Below are 23,278 nucleotides of genomic sequence, written 5' to 3'. Positions count from 1 at the left end.
AACGAGCACTCCAGAGAAGGCAAGAGGGGTGCCGAAATTTCGTGACGGCGACCACAGCGGCCGATCATCTTCCCCAGATCGCACCCCTCCTCAGGTTGTCGGGGTTGCGTTCTCGCGGCGGCTGATGTCACGGTAAGGCTCTGTAGTAATCACTACATGGAGGAGTCGACCGTGCCGCTCACGCAGCCCTGGGAGTCGGGCCTGCTCTCGTCGCTGACCGGGGTCGGCCCCGGCCCGAGCGCCCGCGACAAGCGCGTCGCGCTGCGCTCCGCGCTGGCCGCGGCGACGGCCGTGCCCGGCCGGGGCGACGCCCTCGAACCGCTCGTGCTGCCGGGCGCGACCGACGCGCTCGGCGCCCGGCTCGTGGAGGAGGCGGGGTTCGCCGCGGTCTACGCCACCGGCGCGGGGCTGGCCAACGCCGGCTTCGGCCTGCCCGACATCGGCCTCGTCTCCCAGACGGAGGTGGCCGACCACGCCGGACGGCTCACGGAGGCGACCCGGATCCCGCTGATCTGCGACGCCGACACCGGCTACGGCGGCCCGCTGTCGGCCATGCGCACCGTCCGGCTGCTGGAGCGCGCCGGGGTCGCCGGTCTCCAGCTGGAGGACCAGGAGACGCCCAAGCGGTGCGGGCACTTCGACTCGCACGCGCTCATCCCGTCCGGCCACATGCAGACCAAGATCGCCGCGGCGTGCGCAGCGCGGGGCGCGGAGCCGGGCGCCGCCGACGCGCTGGTGATCATCGCCAGGACGGACGCCCGCTCCGCGCACGGTATCGACGAGGCGATCGCCCGCGGCCGCGCGTACGCCGAGGCCGGCGCGGACGCGTTGTTCGTCGAGGCGCCCCGGACGGTCGAGGAGCTGGCCCTGGTCGGCCGCGAGCTGGCGGGCGTCCCGCTGATCGTCAACGTGGTCGAGGGCGGCAAGACCCCGCAACTGGAGCTCGCCGAGTACGCCCGCCTCGGGTTCGGCGTCGTGCTGTTCGCCAACTACCTGATGCGGTCGATGCACCTGGCCGGCCGGGAGGCGCTCGCCCATCTGCGCGAACGCGGTGAGACCGCGTCGCGGGCCGGCCGGATGGCCACCTGGTCGCAGCGGCAGAACCTGTTCAACCTGCCCGCGTTCAGCGCCGCCGAAGCCGCGCTGGACCGCGAGCCCGGGGGCGCCAAGTGAGCCTCCGGGACGGCGCCGTGCCCGGCCTGCCGGTCGAGACCGAGCTGCCCGAGCGCGTCGGCGTCCTCGTCCTCGGCGCCGGGCTCGCCGGATGCGCCGCGCTGCTGGCGGCCGCCGAGGCGGGCCGGTACGCCCTGCTGCTGGAGAAGACCGGCGAGATCGGCGGGTCCACCGTGAAGTCCGCGGGGCTGTCCGCTTTCGCGGGGACGGACGAACAGGCGGAGCAGGGCATCGCCGACTCCGTCGACCTGATGCGCAAGGACCTCCTCGAAGTCGGCAAGGGGCGCAACGACCCGGCGCTGGTCGACCTCTACTGCGAGCACCAGCTGGACGCCCACCGCTGGCTCAAGGGCCACGGCGTCCGGTACGGCGAGATCCACGCGGCCTCCGGGCAGTCGGCGCCGCGCAGCCATCCCGCGGACACCACCCGCATGCTGGAGCTGCTGCTCAAGGCGGCCGGCGAGCTGGGCGCCCGGATCATGTGCGACGCCCCGGCCGCCCGGCTGCTGCACGACGGCTCCAGGGTGACCGGCGTCCGGCTCGCCGACGGCCGGGAGGTGCGGGCAGACGCCGTCGTCCTCGCCACGGGCGGCTTCTCGATGAACCCGGAGCTGCTCGCCGCGTTCGCGCCGCAGATGGAGCACGCGCTGCGGCAGGGGGGCGACGGCAACGAGGGCGACGGCCTCAAGATGGCCATGGCGCTGGGCGCCGGGCTGCGCGACACCCCCTACATCAAGGGCACCTACGGGCACTACTACACCGAGCACCCGGACGAGGACGGCACCGGCGTCCTCGCGGTCTACAAGGGGGCGATCGCGGTCAACCGCGAGGGCCGCCGGTTCGTGGACGAGTCGAAGAACTACAAGGAGATCGGGGACGCCGCGCTCGCCCAGCCCGGCGTGACCACCTGGCAGGTCTTCGACGCCCGGACGATGGCCCAGGCCAACGACGAGGTGCCGATCTACGGGTTCGGCGGGCGCGAGCGCGCCGGGATGCTGCTCAAAGCCGACACGATCGCGGCGCTTGAGGCCGCGATCGGCCTCCCGGAGGGCTCCTTGCGGCGCACGGTCGCCGAGTACAACGCGGCGATCGAGCAGGGGCGGCCCGACCCGTTCGGCCGGGCCCGCCTGTCCGGGGGAGTGGGGCGCCCGGCGCCGATCGACCGGCCGCCGTTCTACGCGCACCCGTCCGGAACCGTCGTGCTCGCGACGTACTGCGGGCTCACCGTCGACACCCGGATGCGGGTCCTCGACTGGTGGGGCGACCCGATCGGGCGCCTCTACGCGGCGGGAGAGATCACCGGCGGCTTCCACGGCGCCGGCTACATGACCGGCACGTCCATCGGCAAGTCCGGCGTCTTCGGCCGGCTCGCCGGACGGAACGCCGCGGCAGAGGAAAGCGAGCTCCAATGGTGAAACCGTCGAACCCGTTCGACCTGTCCGGCCAGGTGGCCCTGGTGGTGGGCGCGTCGGCGGGGGGCCTGGGCGAGCGCGCCGCGCACGCCCTGGCGGACGCCGGCGCGCGGGTCGCCGTCGCCGACCTGGCGTCGCGCGCCGCCGACCTCGCCGCCACGGCACGGGCCCGCGGCGCGAGCGAACACGAGGTGGACGTCACCGACGAGGCGTCCGTCGCCGCACTCGTCGACGCCGTCATCGGCGCGCACGGCCGGCTGGACGTCGTCGTCAACGCCGCCGGGGTCATGCTGCGCAAGCCCTACGACGAGACGTCGCTGGAGGAGTTCGAGCGGGTCGTCCGCGTCAACCTCACCGGGACCTGGCTCGTCGGACGCGAGGCCGGCAAGGCGCTCACCCGCCGAGGCCGGGGCGGACGCATCGTCAACCTCACCACCGTGTACGCCGAGCGCGTGGGGCCCGTGCCCGAGTCGGCGTACTACTCGTCCAAGGCGGGCGTCGTCAACGTGACCCGGGCGCTCGCCGCCGAACTCGGCCCGCACGGCGTCAACGTCAACTGCCTCGCGCCCGGCGTCTTCTACCCCACCCAGATGACGGCCGCGCTCGGCGCCGAGCCCGACCGGCTGAAGTGGTTCGGCGACCGCACGATGCTCGGCCGGCTCGGCGATCCCGGCACCGACCTCACCGGCCCGCTGCTGCTGCTCGCGAGCCCGGCCGCCGCGTACATGACCGGCCAGGTCGTGTACGTCGACGGCGGCTGGTCCGCCTGGTAGCCCCGGCCGTTCCCCATCCCGATCAGAAGGAGAGACCTCGATGACCACCGCCAAGAAGGCCCTGCTCATGCTCGACTACCAGGTCGCGCTCTGCGAGGAGGGCCCGCACCTGCGGATGCCGCCGCTCGCCGCGCAGATCGCCGAGCGCGGCGTCCTGGCGACGGCCGAGCGGGTGCTGGCCGCCGCCCGCGCCGCCGGGACGTTCGTCGCCCACGTGCGGCTCGCGTTCGACCCGTCCTACCGGCTGCGCACCAACCGGCTGCCTCGCTTCGACCCCTACGAGGAGCAGCGCGCGATGCTCGCGGACTCCCCGGAGGCGCAGATCGTCAAGGCGCTGGCGCCGGTCGCGGGCGAGCCGGTCGTCGACAAGGGCTGCGTCGACCCGTTCGTCGGGACGCCGCTGCGCGAGGTCCTGGCCGCGGAAGGCGTCACCGAGGTCGTCCTCGGCGGCGTCGCCACCAACCTCGTCGTAGAGTCGGCGGCGCGGCACGCCTCGGACTCCGGGCTCCAGGTGACCGTGGTCGAGGACATGTGCGCCTCCTTCCGCCCGGACTTCCACGAGTTCTCCGTGACGCACATGCTCCCGCTGTTCGGCTCCGTGACCGGCTCCGCCGACCTCCGGTTCTGAGGGACGCCGCCATGACCGAGCAAACCCATCGCTACGACGTGGTCGTGGTCGGCGGCGGCGTCGCCGGCCTGTCGGCCGCGGTGTCGGCGGCCGAGGACGGCGCCCGCGTCGCGGTCCTGGAGCGCGCCCCCGAGGCCGAGACCGGCGGCAACACCCGCTACACCGAGGCGTTCCTGCGCATGAAGTCGCTGGACGAGGTCGCGGACGGTTTCGCCGACGCCCTCGTGGACGACTTCATGGGGCACCCCGACCCGTCCATCGTCAACGACGCGGCGCTCCCGGCCCGCAGGCAGGGCGCGCTCTACCGCGCCGCCCACACCGTCGACCCGGACTACGTCGCCGCGCTCGCCGAGAACGCGCCGGGAGCGCTGCGCTGGATGGCCGGGCACGGCGTCCGGTTCGACTTCGTGCCGACCCCGTTCCTCACCCGGTCCACGACCCGGATGGCGCCGGTCGGCGGCGGCCTCGCCATCGTCGAGACGATGGGCGGAGCGGCCCGGCGGCTCGGGGTGGAGTTCCACTTCGAGACCACCGCCCGCGGGCTCGTCCGCTCCGGACGCGGCGTCGCCGGCGTGGTCGCGCACACCGCCGAAGGCCCCGCGGTCTTCGAGGGCGCCGTCGTCCTCGCCAGCGGCGGCTACCAGGGCAACTTCGAGCTGATGGCCCGCTACCACGGCGAGCGGGCGCTGACCTGCCGTCCCGTCGCAAGGGGCGGCAACTACAACAAGGGGGAGGGGCTGGAGATGGCGCTGGCGCTCGGCGCGGCCACCGCAGGGAACTTCTCGCTCTTCCACGCCGAGCCGGTCGACCCGCGCAGCGGCGCGCCCGAGGCCGCGATCTTCTGCTTCCCCTACGGCGTGCTGGTCAACCGGGAGGGGCGCCGGTTCGTGGACGAGGCCCGCGGCACCGTCGACGCCTGGTACGAGCGGACGACCCGCGCGATCCAGGACCAGACCGGCGGGATCGCCTGGGTGATCCTCGACCAGCGGGGGCTGGCGGTGCCGAACCTGATGGCGGGCGTCCGCACCGACGTCCCGCCCGTCACCGCGGACACCGTCGGCGACCTCGCGCGCCGGCTGGAACTCCCCGCCGCGGACGTCGAGGCGACGATCGAGGCGTACAACGCGGCCTGCCCGCCGCCGGACGGTTTCGACCCCACCGCGCCGGACGGCCTCGCGACCCGCGGGCTCGTCCCGCCGAAGTCGAACTGGAGCCGCCCCGTCGACCGGGGCCCGTTCGCGGCCTACCCGATCATGGCGGCCAACGTATTCAGCTTCGGCGGCCTGAAGACCACCTCGGCCGCCGAGGTCGTGGACCGCGACGGCCGTCCCATCGCGGGCCTGTACGCGGCGGGGGAGCTGACCGGGCTGTATTACACCAACTACACGGGCTCCACCTCGGTGCTGCGCGGCGCGACGTTCGGCCGGATCGCCGGCGCCGGCGCCGCGGCCCGCGCGCGGTCCCTCGCGGGAGCCTGACGATGCGGATCTGGCACCAGTCCTTCACGGTCCTCGACGACGTCCCGCACTACCGCGACGCGCTCGCCCGCCACCTGCGGTCGCAGGCCGCCCCCGGCACCGGGATCGACCTCCACGGGATGAAGCCCGGCACCTACCCGTCGGACTACCCGGGCACCCACATCGGGTACGCCTACCTCGCCGGCCTGCACCGGGAGCAGTTCGCGCACGCCGCGCTGCGGGCGCAGGACGAGGGCTACGACGCGTTTTTGATCGCGACCATCCCCGACACCGCGTACGAGGAGGTCCGGACGCTGGTCGACATCCCGGTGATCGCGTTCGGCCAGACGTCGGTGCTGATGGCGGGCGCGCTCGGCGACCGCGTCGGCATCGTCAACTTCATCGGGGCCCTCGAACCGCAGCTGCGCCGCAACCTGCGCAACTACCGGCTGGACGCGCTGGTCGGGCCGATCGTCCAGGTGGAGGCCGGGTTCACCGACGTCATGGCGGCCTACGCCGACCCGGGGCCGCTGCTCGACGCGTTCACCCGCGCGGCGCGCCGGGCGATCGAGGCCGGCGCGAACGTCATCGTCCCCGGTGAGGGGCCGCTCAACGTGTTCCTCGCGGACCAGGGCGTGTCCCGGGTCGACGACGTGCCGGTCCTCGACTCCCTCGGCACCTGCGTCCGCGTCGCGGAGCTGCGCGCGGCGCAGTACCGCGCCACCGGGCTCGCTCCGGCGCGAACCGGGTTCTACGGGGCCCGCCCGCCCCGCCCGCTGGTCGACGCGGCACGCGACTTCTACGGGACGAACAGGACGCTGACGTGACCGCGCCGGCCCCGCACGCGTGGGACGCGGAGGTCGATGTCGCCGTCGCGGGCGGCGGGGCGTGCGGCGTGATGACCGCCCTCCGCGCGGCACGCGACCCCGGCCTGACCGTCGCGGTCTTCGAGAAGTCCACCCGCGACGGCTGCAACGCGGCGATCTCCTCCGGCTCCCTCGCCGCCGGAGGGACCCGCTGGCAGGCCGCGGCCGGCGTGGAGGACTCGCCGCGCCGGCACGCCGACGACATCATCCGCGCCGGCGGCGACGAGGAGTGGCGTCCGGTGGTGGAGGCGCTCTGCGCGGCGGCGCCGGACCTCGTCCATTGGATCGCCGACACCGGCTACCCCGTCGAACTCGGCCTCGACATGCCCCGGGCCGGGATGGCCGCGCGGCGGCTGCACACCGACACCGGGCGGCTCGGCGGCGCCCGGCTCATGCGCCACCTGCGCGGCCTCCTCGACGGGTACGGCAACGCCGCCTTCGTGGACGAGGCGCCCGTGGTCGACCTCGTGACCGGCGACGGCGGGGTCACCGGCGTCGCCGTCTCCCAGAACGGCGTCCTGCAGCGCGTCCGGGCCCGCAGCGTCGTCCTCGCCACCGACGGCTTCGCGAACAACCCGGCGCTGGTCGGGGAGCACCTGCCGCATCTCGGCACACCCTTCTACGGCGGCGTCTCCACCTCGACCGGGGACGCGCTCGGCTGGGCGCTGCGGCTGGGCGCGCGGCTGCGGAACATGGGCGCCGGACTGCGTTCCGGCCTGGTCGTCGCCGGCCACGGCACCCGGGTGTCCCCGGCGCTGCCGTTCAACGGCGCCGTCCTAGTCGACCGCGACGGCGAGCGCTTCGTGGACGAGGAGTCCAAGGGCTACTCGTCCATGGCGGGCGTCCTGCGGCGGCGGCCGGGCGAACGCGCCGCGATGGTCTGGGACGCCGCCGCGATGGCCGCCACCCGCGAGTCCGAGATGATGCGCGAATCCCTCGCCGCTGGCGCCGTCCGGGACTGCCCGACGATCGAGGACCTGGCCGGGGCGCTGGGCCGCACGGTCGAGGAGACCGAACGCGCCCTGACCCCGCTGCCGGGACGCCGCCGCCTCACCGCGCCGTACCACCTCGCGTGGGTCACCCACGGCCTGCTGACCACGCAGGGCGGCCTGGTGATCGACCCGGGCGGCCGCGTCCTGGACGGCGCCGGCCGGCCGATCCCCGGCCTGTACGCGGGGGGCGGCACGGCCTGCGGCCTGGCCGGCCCCCACTCCGACGGCTACCTGTCCGGCAACGGCCTCCTGTCCGCGTTCGGCATGGGCTGGATAATCGGCAACGCCCTGGCGGGCCGTTAGGCCGGGGGCGGATTTCAGATCTGCCAGATCATCTGGAAATGGCTTCGGGCTTGGAATCGGAGGGGGGATTCCAAGCCCGAATGCGCGGGTGCCGACCGAGCGGTTGAGGTCAGGCGGTCTTGATCACTCGTAGTCCGGGTTGTTGCCGGTGGGGATCTCGATGCTGATCGGGTAGTCCGCGCCGGACAGCACCAGCAGCGCGGCGACGCGGAGGATCTCGTCGAAGGCCCAGTAGGAGGCCTGGACGATCCCCGGCGCGTCCTCGAGCTCGAGCAGGCCCTCGCGGATGCGGACGAAGGGCTCCCAGCCGACCTCGAAGATCGTGTCCCAGAGCGGGTACCGGCGGATGTTCAGCCAGCCGGCGATCTCGTCGCCGAGCACGTAGCGGGTGAGCGCGCCGAGGATCGGCTTGGTGACGTACCGGAGGGGGCCGCCCGGGACGATCGTGGCGAGGTTCAGGAGCATGTCCGCGAGCTTGATGCCCTCGGGCGTGGGAGCCAGGATCGGGTCGAGGACCTGCTTGGCCTGGGAGTTGGCCTCGGACCACGAGTTGGGGATGTACTCGTCCTTGATGCCGAGCATGTGGGCGCAGACCTGCCACGAGTGCAGGAACGCCTCGGAGTCGGCGGCGGGGATCGGCACCTTCCACTTGACCAGGTTCTGCATGACGGTCGTGGGCAGGCTGTGCCAGGTGACCATCATGTCGGCCTGGCTGATCGGCTTCTCTTCGTCGGCGACACTGGTCCAGTGCGGGGACTGCGGCAGCAGGTGCCGCACGCCCGCGTGGGCCAGCCGGGTCTTGACGCAGGTCACGATCATCTCGCCGTTGGCGCCGTAGGCGTTCGCGGTCCCGATGTCGTACCCGAGCTTGGCGGTCTTGGTGATGCGGTCCCGCATGTCCGCGCCACCCTTGGAGTAGTACACGGCGCGCGCCTCGCGCGGGATGACCGTGCTCATCATCCCGCTGGCGAACCCGTAGGTCACCCCGAGGTAGAGTCCTCGCCTCTCATTGAAGTCGACCGCCTGGGTGAGCTTGGCCTGGTCGGTCCATGACGGCAGCTGCCGGGCGCGCTCGATGAAGTCGCGCAGGTCCGCGGGCAGCCCGCTCGGGAGCGTCTGGCCGTTCTTGGTCCACTGCGCCAGCTTCCGGTTGACGTCGGGGACGACGCCGCGCTCAAGCAGGGAGGCGACCAGCTGGTCGGCCTCGTCGTCCCAGACGCCCTTAGGGTCGGCGCCGGCGCCGGCACCCGCCACCGAGCCCGTGGGAGACCACGTCCACAATGAGGACGCTTGTGCGGGGGTTGCCACGCTCAGTGCGCCGAGTGCGCCGACGGCGCCACCCGTGATCAGCACGTTGCGTCTGCTGGGGTTTTCCATGCCTTGCTCCTCCTCGGGGTGGAAGAGCACCAGCTTGATACGGTGAAACGTGGATCGCTTCCGTGTATCATCGGTGCTGGACACAATGTCAGCACACTGTCTCGGCCTTGACAAGACCTAGCGTGACGTTGGCCGGAGAGTCAGGCAGAATCGGTCATCTCGGGAGGCGATCATGGAACGTGCGCTGTCGGCGCTCATGGGCAATTCGGGCCAGGAGTCGCTGCTCGAACGCGCGTACACCGACGCCGTCGAGCAGGTCGACGAAATGGACGAGACCCGCGCGAGCGTGCTCGACGCGGCCTATGAGCAGTTCTCGCGGATGGGCATCCAGCGCTCCACCATGGAGGACGTGGCGCGGCGGGCCGGCGTCTCCCGCATCACGGTCTACCGGCGGTTCGTCACCAAGGACGCCCTGGTCGAGCAGGTGGTGCGCCGCGAGTTCCGCCGCTACTTCGACCGGTTCCTCGACGAGATCAAGCAGGCCGAGACCGCCGCCGACCGGGTCGTGCTCGGTTTCGTGAGCTCGTTGCGCGCCATCCGGAGCAACCCCCTGATCGGCGGGCTGAGCGCCGCGGAACCGGACCTGCTGATGGCCTCCACGATCAGCGACGACGGCCGCACGCTCGCCATCGTGCGGCAGTTCGTCGCGGGCCAGCTCCGCCGCGAGCAGCGCGCGGGCAACGTGTCGCCCGACCTGGACATCGACTTCGTCGCCGAGATGATGGTCCGGGTCTCCGGTTCCTTCCTGGCGATCCCGACCGAGCTCATCGACTTGGACGACGACGAGCAGGCGGCCGCCCTGGCAAGGCGGTTCCTCGTCCCCATGCTGGACGCCCCGCCCCACCCCATGGAGCGCTCGCAGCCCAGCTGACAAGCCGCGAGTCAACGGACTGTCAGCCCGGGGTCGGTCCGGTCTGGGCTAGCAGGCCGTCCACCAGTGCGCGGAGCCCCATCTCGTAGGTGTCCCGCTGGGCTACCGCCGCCCACTGGCCGGCGCCGACGGCGGCGAGGCGCGGCAGCCGCGACCCGTCGATGTGGTCCAGGGAGAACGGGCCCAGGACGCCGGCCCGCCGGCGCGCGGTGTTGGCGCGGACGAGGATTTCGCCGGCGGTGTAGTACCAGATGCTGCGGAAGATGTAGACGGCGTCCGCGGGCGTGCAGCCGTGGTCCTCGGCGCCGGCCAGGACCTCGTCGACCATCCACAGCGCCGACTCGTCGAGGAGGCCGACGAAGCCGTCCGTCGTGACGATCTCCACGGCCCACGGCCAGGCCGCGGCCGCGTCGTGCATCGCGGTGGCGGCCGTGATGATGCGCTCCCGCGGGTCGCCGGGCGGCGGCGGGCGCTCGACCTGCCCGAGATAGTGGTTGAGCACCAGGACCAGCAGGTCCTCCTTGCTCCGCACGTGGTGGTACAGGGTCGTCGCCCCGATGCCGAGCTCGGCGGCGAGCCCCCGGACCGTCAGCTTCTCCCAGCCGTCCCGCTCGATGATCCGGCGGGCCGCCGTGACGATCTGCGCGCGGGACGTCACGGGCGGGCGGCCGGTGCGGCCGTGCGGTGCGGGCGGACGGGACATCGTCCCATCATGCCGTCCCGCCGCCCGCCGCCACCAAACCCGTCGACAGCCGGACGGACGCGGTGCTACTTTCGGAACATGTTCGGAAAGTCCGCCGGCCGCAGGGGAGGGCATCGGAGACGATGAAGACGGCAGAAGGGGAACCCGCGGGCACCGTGGGTCTGGGGGAGTTGCTGAGCCCCGTCCGGCGGCGGCTCGGCATGGCGATCGCGCTGCGTGCCTTGGCGGCGGCATTGGCCGTCGTGCCGTTCGCGGCGGTGGCCGAACTGGCCAGGGTGCTGCTCGCGGAAGGCCCGGCCGACCGCGGCCGGGCCTGGACGGTGACCGCGGTCGCGGCCGGCGCGCTGCTCGCCTGGCTGCTGCTGACCGCGGTGGCGGGAACGCTCGCCCACAACGCGGACCTCGATCTCCAGCTCTCGGTCCGGCGCCGCCTGGTCGACCGGCTGGGGCGCGTACCGCTGGGGTGGTTCACCGACCGGGGCGCGGGCGGCATCGGCAAGGCGGTCCAGCACGACGTGGACGCGATGCACCACCTCGTGGCGCACTCCCTGCTGGACCTCACCGCGGTCGTCGTGACGGCGCTGGTGACGCTCGGCTACCTGTTCTGGGTCGACTGGCGGATGGCGCTGATCCTGCTGGTCCCGCTCGTCGTCGGGATCGCGCTGTTCGCCCGGCGGATCACGAGCATGACCGCGGAGATGGCCGCCTACGACCGGGCACTGCAGCGCATCATCGGCAGCGTCGTCGAGTTCGTCGAGGGCATCGCCGTGGTGAAGATGTTCGGGCAGGCGAAGCGCGCGCACCGGCGGTACGCGCGGGCAGCCGACGACTTCGCGGAGTTCCTCGACGCGTGGCTCTCGCGGAGCTACCGGGCGGGCGCCGCCTCGGCCGTGGTGCTGAGCCCGGTCACCATCCTGCTCGCGGTGCTGGTCGGAGGGACGGCCCTGGTCTCCGCCGGGCACCTGGACGCGGTCGACCTGCTGCCGTTCGTGATCCTCGGCCTGGGCCTGGCCGCGCCGCTGCAGGCGATGGACTTCCACGGCGAGGACATCGAGACGGCGAACACGGCGGCGAAACGGGTGGGCGCCCTGCTCGCGGCGCCGGAGCTGGCGGTCCCCGCCGAACCGCGAAGCCCCGATCTCGGCGGCGGACCGAGGGTCGGGATGTCCGGGGTGGAGTTCGGCTACGACGCGGACCGGCCGGTGCTGAGCGGCATCGACCTGGTGCTGGAGCCGGGCACCGTGACCGCGCTCGTCGGAGCGTCGGGCTCGGGCAAGACCACGCTGGCGAAGCTGCTGCCGCGGTTCTTCGACCCGACCGCGGGAAGCGTCGCGATCGGCGGCGTCGACGTGCGCGAGATCGCGCCGGACCGGCTCTACCGGCTGGTGTCGTTCGTCCTGCAAGACGTCCAGTTGCTCGACGCAAGCGTGCGCGACAACATCCGCCTCGCCCGTCCCGACGCGGACGACGAGACGGTGCGCCGCGCGGCGCGGGCCGCGGCCATCGACGACCGCGTCCGCGCGCTGCCCCGCGGCTACGACTCGGTCGTCGGCAGGGACGTCCGCTTCTCCGGCGGGGAGGCGCAGCGGCTGTCCATCGCGCGGGCGATCCTCGCGGAGACCCCGATCGTGGTGCTGGACGAGGCGACCGCCCACGCCGACCCGGAGGCGGAGGCGTCGATCCAGGACGCGCTGTCGGAGCTGGCGGCCGGCCGGACCGTCCTCGTCGTCGCGCACCGGCTGGCGTCGGTGGCCGGCGCCGACCGGATCGTCGTGCTCGACCGCGGCCGGATCGCCGAGCAGGGCACGCACGCGGAACTGCTCGCCGCCGGCGGCCGCTACGCGCGGATGTGGCGGCTCCAGAACCCGACCCACGAGAACGACGCCTATGCCGGGATCGGCGCGGGCGAGGAGGGGGAGCGATGATCCGCCGGCTGTTCGCCGCGCTCGGGCCGGAGCACGACAGCGCGCTGCGCCGCGTGCTGGCCCTGTTCACCGTCGCGGCGCTGCTGCAGGGGGCGGCGTTCGTCCTGCTGGTGCCGATCCTGCGCGAGGTGCTCGGCGACGACCCCGGACGGGCCCGGCCGTGGCTGCTCGCGCTCGCGGTGCTGTGGGCGGGGTACGCGGCGGTGAACCACCGCGCGACGGTGGCCGGGTACCGGGCCGGCACGCGCCTGAGCCGCGACCTGCACCACCGCATCGGGGACAAGGTCGCGCAGCTGCCGCCCGCCTGGTTCACCGGCGACCGCGTCGGCGAGCTGGGGCGGCTGGCCTCGCAGCGCGTGGTCGACATCATGTCGGTGCCCGCGCACCTGCTCCGGCCGCTGGTCGACGCCGTCGTCACGCCGCTGGTCGTGCTGCTGGCGATGGTCGCCTTCGACTGGCGGCTGGCGCTCTCGATGGCCGTCGCCGCGGTCGCGGTGGCGGTGGCGTACCGGCTGGCGAGCCGCGGCATGCAGGCCGCCGACCGGCACGCGGACGCCGTGCACGCCGCGGCCGCCGGGCGGATCGTGGAGTTCGCGCGCGCCCAGCCGGTGCTGCGGGCCTTCGGCCGGACGGCGGAGGGGCACGCCGCGCTCGACGGCGCCCTCGCCGCGCAGCACGCGGCCGGCCGCCGGACGCTGCGCGCCGGGATGCCCGGCATCGTCGCGCTCGGCTTCATCGCGCAGGCGTCGTTCGTCGTCCTGCTGGCCCTCGGCACCTACCTGGCGCTCGACGGCTCGGTGGGCACCGCCGAGCTGATCGCCCTGCTGGTGCTGGCGGCCCGGTTCGCCGAGCCGGTGGCGTTCGTCGCCGAGCTGGGCGGCGCGATCCGGGTCGCGCAGAACGCGGTGACGGAGATCGACACGCTGCTCGGCACCGCGACGCTGCCCGAACCGGACGTGTCGCGCCGGCCGGACGGCACCGACGTAGAGCTCGACGGCGTGCGGTTCGGCTACGACGGCACCGCTGTGCTGGCCGGGCTGTCGATGCGGGTGCCGCAGGGCCGGATGACCGCGCTGGTCGGCCCGTCCGGGGCGGGCAAGACGACCGTGATCAAGCTGATCGCGCGGTTCGCCGATCCCGCCGCCGGCGCGGTGCGGGTGGGCGGCGTGGACGTCCGCGAGATGCGCACCGAGGACCTCACGTCCCTCATCTCGGTCGTCTTCCAGGACGTCTACCTGTTCGACGGGACGATCCTCGACAACGTCCGCGTCGGCCGCCCCGACGCCACCGACGAGGAGGTCCGCGCGGCGGCCCGCACGGCGCGGGTGGACGACATCGCCGAGCGCCTGCCGGGCGGCTGGGAGGCGCGGGTCGGGGAGGGCGGCGGCCGGCTGTCCGGCGGGGAGCGGCAGCGCGTCTCGATCGCGCGTGCGCTGCTCAAGGACACCCCGATCGTCCTGTTCGACGAGGCGACCGCGGCGCTGGACGCCGAGAACGAGCACGCCCTGCAGCAGGCGATGGCCGCCCTGTCGCGGGACCGCACCGTCCTGGTGGTCGCGCACCGGCTGCACACGCTGCGCGAGGCGGACCACATCGTCGTCCTCGACGGCGGACGCGCCGTGGAGGAGGGCACCCACGAGGAACTGGTCGCCCGCGACGGCCGGTACGCCCGCTACTGGCGGGAGCGCGAGCGCGCGCAGGGCTGGCGCCTGACCGGCCCGGCCGCCATCCACTGACCCGTAACCGATCGACATTCCGTGGGGAATTCTCATGTCTAATTTCGGAACACGTTCGAAAAGTAGCCCGCCGGACGCGGAGCCCGCCTCGGGCGGTCCGGGCGGCCGGCCGGGACTGACCCTCGCCGCAGTGGCCGTCGTGCAGTTCATGGTCTCGCTCGACCTGTCCGTCGTGAACGTCGGCCTTCCGCAGATCGCGGCCGGGCTCGGCTTCGGCGAGGTGGGCCTGACCTGGGTGATCCACGCCTACGCCCTCACCTTCGGCGGGCTCCTGCTCCTCGGCGGCAAGGCCGCCGACCGGTACGGCCGCAAGCGGGTCCTGCTGCTCGGGCTCGGCCTGTTCGGCCTCGCCTCCCTCGCCGGCGGCTTCGCCCAGGAACCCGGGCACCTGGTCGCCGCGCGGGCCGCGCAGGGCGTCGGGGCCGCCGCGCTGGCGCCGGCCGCGCTGGCGCTGCTGGCCGCGACGTTCCCGGCGGGCCGGGCCCGCGTCCGGGCCTTCGGGGTGTGGAGCGCGATGAACGCCGCGGGCGGGGCGCTCGGCGTGCTGATCGGCGGCGTGCTCACCGAGTACGCCGGGTGGCGCTGGGTCATGTTCGTGAACGTGCCGATGGCCGCCGGCGCGCTCGCCCTCGCCTGGCGGGGCGTCGCGGCGGGCCCGCCGCCGTCGCGCGGCGGACGCCCGGACGTGCTCGGCGCCGTCCTCGCGACGGCGGGCATGGGCCTGCTGGTGTTCGGCGTCGTCCGCACCGACCAGTACGCGTGGACGTCCCCGGTCACCCTCGCGACCCTGGCGGGCGCCGCCGTGCTGCTGGCCGCGTTCGTCCAGGTCGAGCGGACCACCACCCGCGAGCCGCTCGTCCGGCTCGGGCTGTTCGCCAACCGCTCCGTCAGCGGCGCGAACGCCTACAACCTGCTGGTGGGCGCGGCGATGGCCGCGGCCTTCTACTTCATGTCGCTCTACCTGCAGCGGGTCCTGGCGATCGGGCCGGCGCCGGCCGGGCTCATGTTCCTGCCGTTCGCCCTCGCGGTGGTCGCCGGGTCCGTGCTCGCCGTGAAGCTCGGCTACCGCCTCCCGCCGCGGACCCTGCTGGTGGCCGGCGGGCTGCTGACCGCGACCGGGTTCGCCTGGTTCGGCCTGATCAGCCCGGACGGCGGCTTCGTCACCGACGTCCTCGGGCCCTCGGTCATCGCGGGCACCGGTTTCGGGCTCTGCCTGGGGCCGGTCGTCTCGACCGCCACCGCCGGCGTCGCGTCCCACGAGACCGGCACCGCCTCGGGCCTGCTGAACAGCTCGCGGCAGATCGGCGCCTCGCTCGGGCTCGCCGCCCTCGGCACCGCGGCCCACAACCGCACCGGGGGGACGGTCACGCCGGAGACCCTCAACGACGGGTACGCGTTCGGCCTGACCCTCAGCGCGGCGCTGCTGGTCGCCGCAGCCCTCGTCGCCCTCACCGTGCTGCGCCGGACGGACCCGCCGGCGTGAGGGCGCCTCGTCCGCTACGTGCTCGTCCGCTACGTGAGGGTGTTCTTGTGGACGCGGCCGTCCTTGATGATCACCTTCAGGTTGGCGGCGGGGTCGGCCAGCAGCCCTAGGTCGGCCGTGGGGTCGCCGTCGACCAGGAGCAGATCGGCCCACGCCCCCTCGGCGATGACCCCGAGGTGGGCGAGGTGCGGCTTGTCCCCGTACGCGGCCACGTCGGCGGGAGTCGGTATCTGGTACGGGTCGCGGGCCCCGGCCCTCCGGAACAGGGCGGCGTTGCCGAACGTGGCGATCCGCAACGCCGCCAGGGGGCCGCCCGCGAGCCGGGCCATGCGGACGAGCATCTCGCTCTGCTTGGCGCTCCCGGCCGGGTCCAGCATCAGGTCGGTGCCGAACGCGATCCGCAGCCCGTGCTCCAGGGCCCAGCCGAAGACGCGGTCCACCCCCTCGCACACCCGCCGGTTCTTCTCCGCCGACGCAGGGTCCGGGTAGTGGTGGTCGCTCTCCGCGAACGGCTGGAGGCACAGCACGACGCCGTGGTCGGCCATGAACCGGACGTCGTCCTCCTCGGCCAGGTGCCCGTGCTCGATCACGTGCACCCCGGCCTCGACCGCCCGCCGGATGCCGTCGCCGGTGTAGACGTGCACCGCCACGTAGGTGCCCCAGTCGGCCGCCGCCCGCACCCCGGCGCGCAGCTCCTCGGCGGTGTACTGCAGGACGTCCAGGTGGTCGTAGGCCGAGGCGACGCCGCCGCCCGCCATCATCTTGATCTGCGAGGCGCCCTTCCGCAGCTGCTCCCGCACGCCCGCCAGCACCTGCGCGGTGCCGTCGGCGACCCGCATGAGCCCGAGCCGCTCGACGCGCGTCGCGGTCCCGCCCAGCGCGGTCGGCACGTCGTAGACCATCCCGAAGTCGCCGTGCCCGGCGGTCTGCGACAGCCCCGCCTGGCTGGGATAGATGCGCGGACCCGGCAGCGCGCCCGCGTCGATCATCCGCTTGAGGTCGCCGGTGTCGCCCGCCATGTCGCGGACGGTGGTGAACCCGCGCATCAGCATCGCCCGCGCCTCGGCCGCGCCCTTCAGCTGCCCGAGCCCGGCACCGCCGAGCAGCAGCTCGCTCTGGGTGGCGCCGGCCAGGATGAGGTGGACGTGGGCGTCGCTCAGCCCGGGAATCAGCGTCATCCCGCGCCCGTCGATGACCGTGGCCGGTCCGGCGGGCGCGGGCGGCTCCCCGTCGCCCACGGTCCTTATCTTGGTCGCCTCGGTGACCACGTGGCCGGAGCGGAGCCGGTCGCTCAGCCCGTCGAATATCCGCACGTCGCGCAGGACGACCGGCCCGGACGCCTGTTCGCTCACGACCGGGTGCTGCCCGCTGCGCGGCCGCCGAACGGCCCCCGGCGAAGGGTTTGCGAAGGTTTACCAAGCGCCTGAAACGGGGGACGGGGCCGGGGGGTCGTCGCTAGAGTGGGGGCGACTTGGCCGGTTGTGCCCGAATCGGGGCAAGGTCCAGGCGGAGGCGTGGCCATGGTTGACGACCTGTCGTTCGCGGCGGTTCTGGACGACCTGTGCCGGCGGCCCCCCGGACGCCGCCGCCCGTTCTCCAACGTCGAGCTGGCGCGGGCGGTCACCGACCTCGGCGGCGACATCACCGACGGCTACATCTCGCACCTGCGCAAGGGGCACCGCGACAACCCGACCCTGCAGACGATCCAGGACCTGGCCGCCGCGCTCGACGTGTGCCCGGCCGCGTTCGTCGGCGGACGCTACGAGCGGGAGGGCGAGGAGTGCCCGCGCCGCACGTTCCCGGCCAAGCTGCGGCACCTGTTCGAGGCCGTCTACCCGCCCGCGCAGGGGCCGTACACGCCCGAGGACGCCGCCGCCGCGATCAGCGCGGACGGCCGGTACGGGTCGATCTCGGCCAGCCACATCCGGGAGCTGCTGCACCCGGCCGCGCTGCCCAACCCCCGGCTCAAGCACATGCTGGCGCTGGCCGGCCACTTCGGCCTGACCGGCGACGACGGCGTCCCGCAGGCCGCGTACTTCCTCGACGACCGGCTCGCCGCCGCCATCGACGCGGAACTCGCCGACCTGAAGGCGCTGCGCGACGCCGGCGTGGTCGAGTTCGCGGCGCGGGTGGTCGAGCACGCCTCCACGTGGAGCCCCGAACTGCGCAGGCAGGCCGTCGAGGCGATCACACAGGCGGTGGAGTCGGGGGAGACCCGCTGGGTGTTCCCGCTGGGACGGGAGTGACCGATGACCAGGCCGGCGCGCGGCACGAGCGGAGGCGGATCACGATGAACCGCATGACCAGGCGCGAGCGCGGCGAGCTCTGCGACGAGGTGATGGCGCGGTTCCGCGGGCCGGGCGGGGCGACCCACCGGGAGCTGTGCCGCCGCACGGGCGAGGTGATGAGCGAGCTGCTCGGCGCGCGGGTCGAGCTGCGGTTCGTCGCGCTGCGCGACGCGCCGTTCAGCGGGGCCACCGTGCGGCTGGCCGACGGCGGGTACGTGGTGTTCTGCGCGAAGTCGCGGTCCTGGTACCACCGCTTAGGCATCCTGCTGCACGAGCTGGCGCACGTGGTGCTGCACCACCGGCTCGACTCCGCGTCCGGCGCCGAGGGCCTGCGCCGGCTCGCGCCGCACCTACCGGGGCAGGCGGCCCGCATCATCGCGGGACGCAGCGACCACGCCGTGGACGAGGAGCAGGAGGCCGAGGAACTGGCCGACCTCCTCCTGGAGCGGCTGACCGAACAGGGCGACCGGGCGGCCGAGCTGCCGGCGGCCGACGTCACGCCGCACGTCCGGCGCATCGCCGAGGGGCTGGTCCACTACCCGGCCAAGGACGCCCGGCGGTGATCCGCCGTCATACTGCTCTGGAATAGCGGCCCAATTTATCCGCATTTGAGTTGAAGTTGTCCTTGCGTGCTGGCTACGCTCCGAAGCGGCGCTACTGCCACCACGAGAGGGCGGGTCTGCATGCTTCTTGAGTATGACCGGGCTCGGTGGCGTGGCTCCCGCCGCCCGCTCGGGGGGCCCGCGCCGTGAGCCTGCACGCGGTCGGGAGCCGCCGGCGGGGGCTCGGCGGATACGTCGCCGACATCCCCAACGTCGCCCGGATGCACAACTACCTCCTCGACGGCAAGGACCACTACGCGGTGGACCGGTCGGCCGTCCAGGACGCCCTGGAGTACGCGCCGGAGCTGTACGGGCTCGCCCGCGCCGAGCGGCTCTTCCTGCTGCGCGGCGTGCGGTGGCTGGCGGAGCGAGCGGACATCGACCAGTTCCTCGACCTCGGCTGCGGGATGCCGATCGGGCGGGCCGTCCATGAGAGCGCCGCCAGCGGCGCCCGGCGGGGGCGGCGCCCCCGCGTCGTCTACGTCGACAACGATCCGGTGGTGGTGGCGCACGGGCGGGCGCTGCTGGACGAGGGCGACTCCGTGGTGACCGTTCCCGGGGACGTCCGCGACCCGAAGCGCCTGCTCACCGAGTCGCGGGTGGCGGACGTCCTGGACTTCCGGCGCCCGGTCGCCGTGCTCTGCAGCGCGGTCCTGCACCACCTCGATGACGGACGGCCCCGGGAGGTCGTGGCCGCCCTCCGCGACGTGCTGGCCCCCGGCAGCGCGCTGCTCGTCAGCCACATGTGCGGCGACCACGCCGCACCGCACATCACCGGCATGCTCCGGGAGGTGTACGCCACCGCCAGCGCGCCGCTGACCCTGCGCACCCGCGAGCAGATAGCCGGCCTCTTCGACGGCTTCGACCTGACGACACCCGAGGTGACGGACGTCGCCCACTGGCCGAACGCCCGCCCCCGCGCCGGCCGCCGCACGGTCACGTCCTACGGCGGCATCGCCAGGCGCCCCTGCGCCTAGGGGCGGGGCGGAAGCGCCCGCCGGAGCGCCTCCTTGTCGACTTTGCCGGTGGCCAGCAGCGGCAGCCCGTCGACGATCTCGAAGTGCTTGGGGACCTTGTGGGCGGCCAGCCGGGTGCGGCAGTGGCGGTCCAGGTCGTCCGGGCCGGTCCCGGCGCCCGGACGCGTCATGACGAACGCGGCGCCGACCTCGTGGAACACCGGGTCGGGCATGGCGACCACGGCCGCCGCGGCGACGTCCGGATGCGCCTCCAGGGCCAGCTCGATCTCGCGGGGATAGACGTTGTAGCCGCCCGACTTGAACATCTCCTTCAGGCGGCCGACCAGCGTCAGGGTGCCGTCCGGGCGTTCCACGGCCACGTCGCCGGTGCGCAGGAACCCGTCCGGCGTGAAGGCCGCGGCGGTCGCGTCCGGCGCGCCGAGGTAGCCGCTCATCAGGCACGGGTTGCGCAGCTGGATCTCGCCGGGCGTGCCGGGCGCCACCGGCGTCCCGTCCGCGCCGGCGAGCCGCAGTTCGAGCCGGGGGTCGGGGCGGCCGATCGTGGTGGCGAGCGTCTCGTCGTCGGCGTCCGGGTCGTTGTAGGCCACCGCGACGCAGCTCTCCGTCAGCCCGTAGACGGAGGTGAGGCGCGCACCCGTCGCCCGCAGCGGCGGCACCAGCTCGCGGGGCAGCGGCGCGCCGCCCCACGCGACGTACACCAGCGACGACAGGTCCGCCTCGGCGAACTCGGGACGCGCCATGACCATCTGGAACATGGTGGGTATCTGGCCCCAGATGGTGACCCGCGCGCGTTCGACGGCCGCCGGGATCGCGGCCGGGTCGAAGTCCTCCATGAAGCAGACGGCGCCGCCCATGGCCAGCGGGACCGACACGACGTCCATGACCCCGCCCACATGGCTGACCGGGAGGTTGGCCAAGGCCGCGGCGGGCGAGTGGTGCAGCCGCGTCGCCTGGAGGCGGCACCCTTCGGCGAACGCTCGGTGGCTGATGACGGCGCCCTTGGGGCGGCCCGTCGTCCCGGACGTGTAGATGACCAGCCCGGGGTCGTCATCCGAGCCTTCCGATGACGACTCGCCTGAGGGCTCGCCGGCGCGGGCGACGAACTCCTCGAACGGCACCGCGCCCGGGAACGCGCCCGTCAGCGCCACCGTCTCCCGGACCGAGCCGGCGGCGTCCCGCAGCGCGGCCATGTCCGCCGCGTACGAGCGGCCGTCGTGCTCGGCGAGCGAGACGAGCAGCACCGGTTCGCTGTCGGTCACCACGTGCAGCAGCTCGTCGCGCGTGTACCGGGGGTTGAGCCCGACCCACACCGCGCCGATCCGGGAGAGGGCGAGGAACAGGGTGAGGAACTCCGGGCGCGGGGTCGTCAGCACGGCCACCCGGTCGCCGTGCCGCACCCCCGAGGCGCGCAGCGCGGCGGCGCAGCGGGCCACGTCGTCCGCGGCGTGCCCGTAGGTCCGCGGGGCGCGGCCGGTGCCGTCGAGCTCGTCCAGCGGGGCGTCGGGGGTCCGGGACGCCCAGTGGTCCAGGTAGCCGGCCACCCTGCCCACCCGCGGCACGACCTCCTCGCCGGGCAGTTCGGGCATCGCCGGTCCTTCCTCCTCCGGGGCGACGAACAAGGAGATCCAGTCGGCGACCATCGCGGGGGTGTCGGCGTCCTCGACCTCCAGGACGTTGCGGGTGAGCACGCGCACCCGTCCCGGCTCCTTCTCGCGGGCCTCGACCAGCCGGGCACGGAGCCGCACGCGCTCCCCGGCGAGCACCGGGCGGAGGAACCGCACCTTGTCGACGCCGTAGTTCAGCCCGTAGGCGCCCTGCAGATCGAGGTCCAGCTCCCGCTTGTGGAAGGCGACGAGCAGCGACAGCAGCAGGAACCCGGAGATGAGCCGGTCGCCGTACGGGTCGCCGTTCGCCGGCGGCGCGCCGAGGAAGTCCTCGCGCAGGAAGGAGGCGTCGGCGAAGGCCCGCTCGTCGTCGGCGCCGAGCCGCACCCAGTCCGAGCAGAACAGTTCCTTCCCGGTGAGTTCGTGCAGGTCACCGAGCGTGCGAGCCATCGGCGTCCCCCGTTCGGGGCGGTGTCAGGGCATCGGCGGGCGTCGCGTCCGCGGTGTCGGGGCGCGACGCGCCGATCCTGGCATAGCGGTCAGGGTCGGTGCCACGCAGCCGCAGCGCGTACAGCGCGGCGCCCGCCGCGAGCAGCATCGCCAGGTACGGCAGCGTTTTGATCGCCACGGCGTCGCTGTGCGCCAGCGTGCCGAAGTTGGCCAGCAGCAGGACGGTCGCGGTGACCAGCCCGACGCAGCCGGCGAGGGGGAGGACGAGCGTACGCAGGAGCCGCGGGTCGCGGCGGCGGCGGAAGTAGACCACGCAGGCCACCGCCGTCAGCATCTGCAGCAGCACGATGCCGAGCGTCGACAGCCCGCTCATCACGGTGACGAGGTTGCGGTACGGGTCCAGCCCGGCGACCGCGAACGCGGCCACCACCACCAGCGTGAACCCGGACTGCGCGATGCTCGCCGCGTACGGGGAGCGGTGCCGCGGGTGGACGCGGCCCAGCCGGGTGAAGACCAGCCCGTCGCGCCCCAGCGAGTACAGGTAGCGGCCGGCCGCGTTGTGGGCGGCCAGCAGCGAGGCGAAGATGCTGGTGATGACCAGGAGCCCGAACAGCGCCTCGGCGGTCGCGCCGAGGAGGTCCGAGGTCAGGTTGAGCATGAGCTCGCCCTCCTGGTCGTCGGCGACCCCGCGGGCCCGGTCCGCGCCCAGCGCGCCGACCGTCAGCCAGCTCGTCAGCGTGTAGAACACCCCGATCACCAGCACGGCCGCGTAGGTGGCCCGCGGCACCGCGCGCTCCGGGTCGCGGCTCTCCTCGGCGTAGATCGCGGCCGCCTCGTACCCGACGAAGGAGCCGAACGCGAACATGAACGCCACGCCCGGTGCCCCGGACAGCACCGTCGCCGGATCGAACGACGCGGCGGGGAAGGCGGCCGTCCCCCGGTCGGCCAGGATCGCCAGGTCGACGGCGAGCAGCATCCCGATCTCGCAGGTCAGCAGCACCGCCAGCACCTTGGCCGACAGGTCGACGGCGCGGAACCCCAGCACCGCCATGATCGCGATGCCCGCCGCGCTGTAGAGCCACCACGGTCCGGGCGCGCCGCCCTCGATGGTCAGGAAGTAGCCGATGCCCCCGGCGAGCGCCGCGACGAGGCCGTTGTAGCCGAGCAGGGCGAGCACCGCGCCCGCGGCGGCGGGCGGACGGCCCAGCCCGCGGGCGACGTAGGCGTAGAAGCCGCCCCCGCCGGTGATCGTCCGGGCCATCGCCGCGTACCCCGCCGAGAAGCACAGCAGGGTGAGCGTGGCGACGAGGTAGGCGCCGGGCACCCCGGCCCCGTTCCCCACGCCCATCGACAGCGGCACCGTGCCCGCCATCGCCACCAGCGGCGCCGCGGCGGCGACCACCAGGAAGACGATCTTGGTGGTGCCCAGCGTGCGGCCGAGCCCCACCGGCTCATCGATATCGGCTGCCATGCGCCCCCATTTCCGGACCCCCGTCTCACCTAGCACTCAGATTTTTCACATCTGCGACAAACCGGCAAGGCGTTCGGGCGCACGGGCGGCGGGGAAATCGATTACCGGGTTTCCCGGAGGATGCTCCGGTGTTCAGGCCGGGGAGGAATCCGGTCCCCCGCGCAGCGGGTCAGGGAAAGCCGGTCCG

General features: G+C 73.8%; 19 protein-coding genes. 14 read left to right on the top strand and 5 right to left on the bottom strand.

All coding sequences use genetic code 11. The features are described from left to right. Window positions 1-156 precede the first annotated feature (156 nt). Genes IEZ03_RS26505 through IEZ03_RS26475 form a run of 7 tightly spaced genes read left to right on the top strand, consistent with a single transcriptional unit; the run spans window position 157 to window position 7,604 of the window. A complete protein-coding gene (locus IEZ03_RS26505) occupies window positions 157-1,173 on the top strand; it encodes an isocitrate lyase/PEP mutase family protein (protein ID WP_184880073.1) in 1,017 nt (338 codons plus the stop codon). After that, window positions 1,170-2,588 (top strand): FAD-dependent oxidoreductase, encoded by a 1,419-nt coding sequence (locus IEZ03_RS26500; protein ID WP_184880075.1) that lies wholly within the window; start codon window positions 1,170-1,172, stop codon window positions 2,586-2,588. The genes IEZ03_RS26505 and IEZ03_RS26500 overlap by 4 nt, the downstream gene beginning before the upstream one ends. Further along, window positions 2,582-3,358: an SDR family oxidoreductase gene (locus IEZ03_RS26495; RefSeq protein ID WP_184880078.1), complete on the top strand. Its 777-nt coding sequence runs from the start codon at window positions 2,582-2,584 to the stop codon at window positions 3,356-3,358. The genes IEZ03_RS26500 and IEZ03_RS26495 overlap by 7 nt, the downstream gene beginning before the upstream one ends. Window positions 3,359-3,398: 40 nt before the next feature. Further along, the gene (locus IEZ03_RS26490; RefSeq protein WP_131980743.1) at window positions 3,399-3,986 is read left to right on the top strand and encodes a cysteine hydrolase family protein; all 588 of its coding nucleotides are present in this window, start codon (window positions 3,399-3,401) and stop codon (window positions 3,984-3,986) included. An 11-nt stretch (window positions 3,987-3,997) separates the two neighbouring features. Further along, entirely contained in the window at window positions 3,998-5,464 is a 1,467-nt protein-coding gene (locus IEZ03_RS26485; RefSeq protein WP_131980745.1) for an FAD-dependent oxidoreductase, read from the top strand. A gap of 2 nt (window positions 5,465-5,466) precedes the next feature. After that, window positions 5,467-6,270, top strand: a complete 804-nt coding sequence (locus tag IEZ03_RS26480; RefSeq protein WP_131980747.1) for an aspartate/glutamate racemase family protein — start codon at window positions 5,467-5,469, stop codon at window positions 6,268-6,270. Continuing rightward, window positions 6,267-7,604, top strand: a complete 1,338-nt coding sequence (locus IEZ03_RS26475) for an FAD-dependent oxidoreductase (protein WP_184880080.1) — start codon at window positions 6,267-6,269, stop codon at window positions 7,602-7,604. Before IEZ03_RS26480 ends, IEZ03_RS26475 begins: the two co-directional genes overlap by 4 nt. A gap of 123 nt (window positions 7,605-7,727) precedes the next feature. Here IEZ03_RS26475 and IEZ03_RS26470 read toward each other — a convergent pair whose 3' ends face one another. Next, entirely contained in the window at window positions 7,728-8,981 is a 1,254-nt protein-coding gene (locus tag IEZ03_RS26470; RefSeq protein ID WP_184880082.1) for an oxygenase MpaB family protein, read from the bottom strand. 172 nt (window positions 8,982-9,153) lie between these two features. Here IEZ03_RS26470 and IEZ03_RS26465 point away from each other — a divergent pair, with 172 nt between their 5' ends. After that, complete coding sequence (locus IEZ03_RS26465) at window positions 9,154-9,852, top strand: TetR/AcrR family transcriptional regulator (RefSeq protein ID WP_184880084.1); 699 nt, start codon at window positions 9,154-9,156, stop codon at window positions 9,850-9,852. Window positions 9,853-9,874: 22 nt separating this feature from the next. Here IEZ03_RS26465 and IEZ03_RS26460 read toward each other — a convergent pair whose 3' ends face one another. Further along, window positions 9,875-10,555, bottom strand: a complete 681-nt coding sequence (locus IEZ03_RS26460) for a TetR/AcrR family transcriptional regulator (RefSeq protein ID WP_184880086.1) — start codon at window positions 10,553-10,555, stop codon at window positions 9,875-9,877. A gap of 122 nt (window positions 10,556-10,677) precedes the next feature. Between IEZ03_RS26460 and IEZ03_RS26455 the strand changes: the two genes are divergently transcribed. The 3 genes from IEZ03_RS26455 (at window position 10,678) to IEZ03_RS26445 (ending at window position 15,699) form a co-directional block, all read left to right on the top strand. Further along, window positions 10,678-12,480 (top strand): ABC transporter ATP-binding protein, encoded by a 1,803-nt coding sequence (locus IEZ03_RS26455; RefSeq protein ID WP_184880088.1) that lies wholly within the window; start codon window positions 10,678-10,680, stop codon window positions 12,478-12,480. Continuing rightward, window positions 12,477-14,216, top strand: coding sequence for an ABC transporter ATP-binding protein (locus IEZ03_RS26450; protein ID WP_184880090.1), 1,740 nt, complete (start codon window positions 12,477-12,479; stop codon window positions 14,214-14,216). The genes IEZ03_RS26455 and IEZ03_RS26450 overlap by 4 nt, the downstream gene beginning before the upstream one ends. A gap of 130 nt (window positions 14,217-14,346) precedes the next feature. Next, a complete protein-coding gene (locus IEZ03_RS26445) occupies window positions 14,347-15,699 on the top strand; it encodes an MFS transporter (RefSeq protein ID WP_229808596.1) in 1,353 nt (450 codons plus the stop codon). A gap of 29 nt (window positions 15,700-15,728) precedes the next feature. Here the strand turns inward: IEZ03_RS26445 and IEZ03_RS26440 are convergent, their stop codons facing one another. Further along, a complete protein-coding gene (locus IEZ03_RS26440) occupies window positions 15,729-17,051 on the bottom strand; it encodes a metal-dependent hydrolase family protein (protein WP_184880093.1) in 1,323 nt (440 codons plus the stop codon). Between the two features lie 162 nt (window positions 17,052-17,213). Here IEZ03_RS26440 and IEZ03_RS26435 point away from each other — a divergent pair, with 162 nt between their 5' ends. The 3 genes from IEZ03_RS26435 (at window position 17,214) to IEZ03_RS26425 (ending at window position 19,566) form a co-directional block, all read left to right on the top strand. Next, the gene (locus tag IEZ03_RS26435) at window positions 17,214-17,945 is read left to right on the top strand and encodes a helix-turn-helix domain-containing protein (protein WP_184880095.1); all 732 of its coding nucleotides are present in this window, start codon (window positions 17,214-17,216) and stop codon (window positions 17,943-17,945) included. A 53-nt stretch (window positions 17,946-17,998) separates the two neighbouring features. After that, the gene (locus tag IEZ03_RS26430) at window positions 17,999-18,550 is read left to right on the top strand and encodes a hypothetical protein (protein ID WP_184880097.1); all 552 of its coding nucleotides are present in this window, start codon (window positions 17,999-18,001) and stop codon (window positions 18,548-18,550) included. Window positions 18,551-18,735: 185 nt separating this feature from the next. Further along, on the top strand, window positions 18,736-19,566 hold the full coding sequence (locus IEZ03_RS26425) for an SAM-dependent methyltransferase (protein WP_184880099.1): 831 nt from the start codon (window positions 18,736-18,738) through the stop codon (window positions 19,564-19,566). On the opposite strand, the gene IEZ03_RS26420 is transcribed toward IEZ03_RS26425, so the two are convergent. Both IEZ03_RS26420 and IEZ03_RS26415 read right to left on the bottom strand, forming a co-directional pair. Beyond that, a complete protein-coding gene (locus IEZ03_RS26420; RefSeq protein WP_184880101.1) occupies window positions 19,563-21,620 on the bottom strand; it encodes an AMP-binding protein in 2,058 nt (685 codons plus the stop codon). The genes IEZ03_RS26425 and IEZ03_RS26420 overlap by 4 nt on opposite strands. Then, on the bottom strand, window positions 21,601-23,091 hold the full coding sequence (locus IEZ03_RS26415; protein WP_184880103.1) for an APC family permease: 1,491 nt from the start codon (window positions 23,089-23,091) through the stop codon (window positions 21,601-21,603). The genes IEZ03_RS26420 and IEZ03_RS26415 overlap by 20 nt, the downstream gene beginning before the upstream one ends. Window positions 23,092-23,278 lie beyond the last annotated feature (187 nt).

Origin of the sequence: Actinomadura livida (assembly GCF_014648675.1) — a bacterium.
Lineage (GTDB): Bacteria > Actinomycetota > Actinomycetes > Streptosporangiales > Streptosporangiaceae > Spirillospora > Spirillospora livida.
The sequence above is the reverse complement of the archived record's forward strand: the minus strand, read 5'-3'. Positions and strand labels throughout refer to the sequence as shown.

Excerpts from the sequence above, each read along its gene's own strand:
- IEZ03_RS26485 (WP_131980745.1), top strand. The coding sequence starts at position 3,998 with ATGACCGAGCAAACCCATCGCTACGACGTGGTCGTGGTCGGCGGCGGC.
- IEZ03_RS26430 (WP_184880097.1), top strand. The coding sequence starts at position 17,999 with ATGACCAGGCGCGAGCGCGGCGAGCTCTGCGACGAGGTGATGGCGCGG.
- IEZ03_RS26415 (WP_184880103.1), bottom strand. The coding sequence starts at position 23,091 with ATGGCAGCCGATATCGATGAGCCGGTGGGGCTCGGCCGCACGCTGGGC.
- IEZ03_RS26480 (WP_131980747.1), top strand. The coding sequence starts at position 5,467 with ATGCGGATCTGGCACCAGTCCTTCACGGTCCTCGACGACGTCCCGCAC.
- IEZ03_RS26450 (WP_184880090.1), top strand. The coding sequence starts at position 12,477 with ATGATCCGCCGGCTGTTCGCCGCGCTCGGGCCGGAGCACGACAGCGCG.
- IEZ03_RS26505 (WP_184880073.1), top strand. The coding sequence starts at position 157 with ATGGAGGAGTCGACCGTGCCGCTCACGCAGCCCTGGGAGTCGGGCCTG.
- IEZ03_RS26490 (WP_131980743.1), top strand. The coding sequence starts at position 3,399 with ATGACCACCGCCAAGAAGGCCCTGCTCATGCTCGACTACCAGGTCGCG.
- IEZ03_RS26420 (WP_184880101.1), bottom strand. The coding sequence starts at position 21,620 with ATGGCTCGCACGCTCGGTGACCTGCACGAACTCACCGGGAAGGAACTG.
- IEZ03_RS26455 (WP_184880088.1), top strand. The coding sequence starts at position 10,678 with ATGAAGACGGCAGAAGGGGAACCCGCGGGCACCGTGGGTCTGGGGGAG.
- IEZ03_RS26465 (WP_184880084.1), top strand. The coding sequence starts at position 9,154 with ATGGAACGTGCGCTGTCGGCGCTCATGGGCAATTCGGGCCAGGAGTCG.
- IEZ03_RS26460 (WP_184880086.1), bottom strand. The coding sequence starts at position 10,555 with ATGTCCCGTCCGCCCGCACCGCACGGCCGCACCGGCCGCCCGCCCGTG.
- IEZ03_RS26495 (WP_184880078.1), top strand. The coding sequence starts at position 2,582 with ATGGTGAAACCGTCGAACCCGTTCGACCTGTCCGGCCAGGTGGCCCTG.
- IEZ03_RS26470 (WP_184880082.1), bottom strand. The coding sequence starts at position 8,981 with ATGGAAAACCCCAGCAGACGCAACGTGCTGATCACGGGTGGCGCCGTC.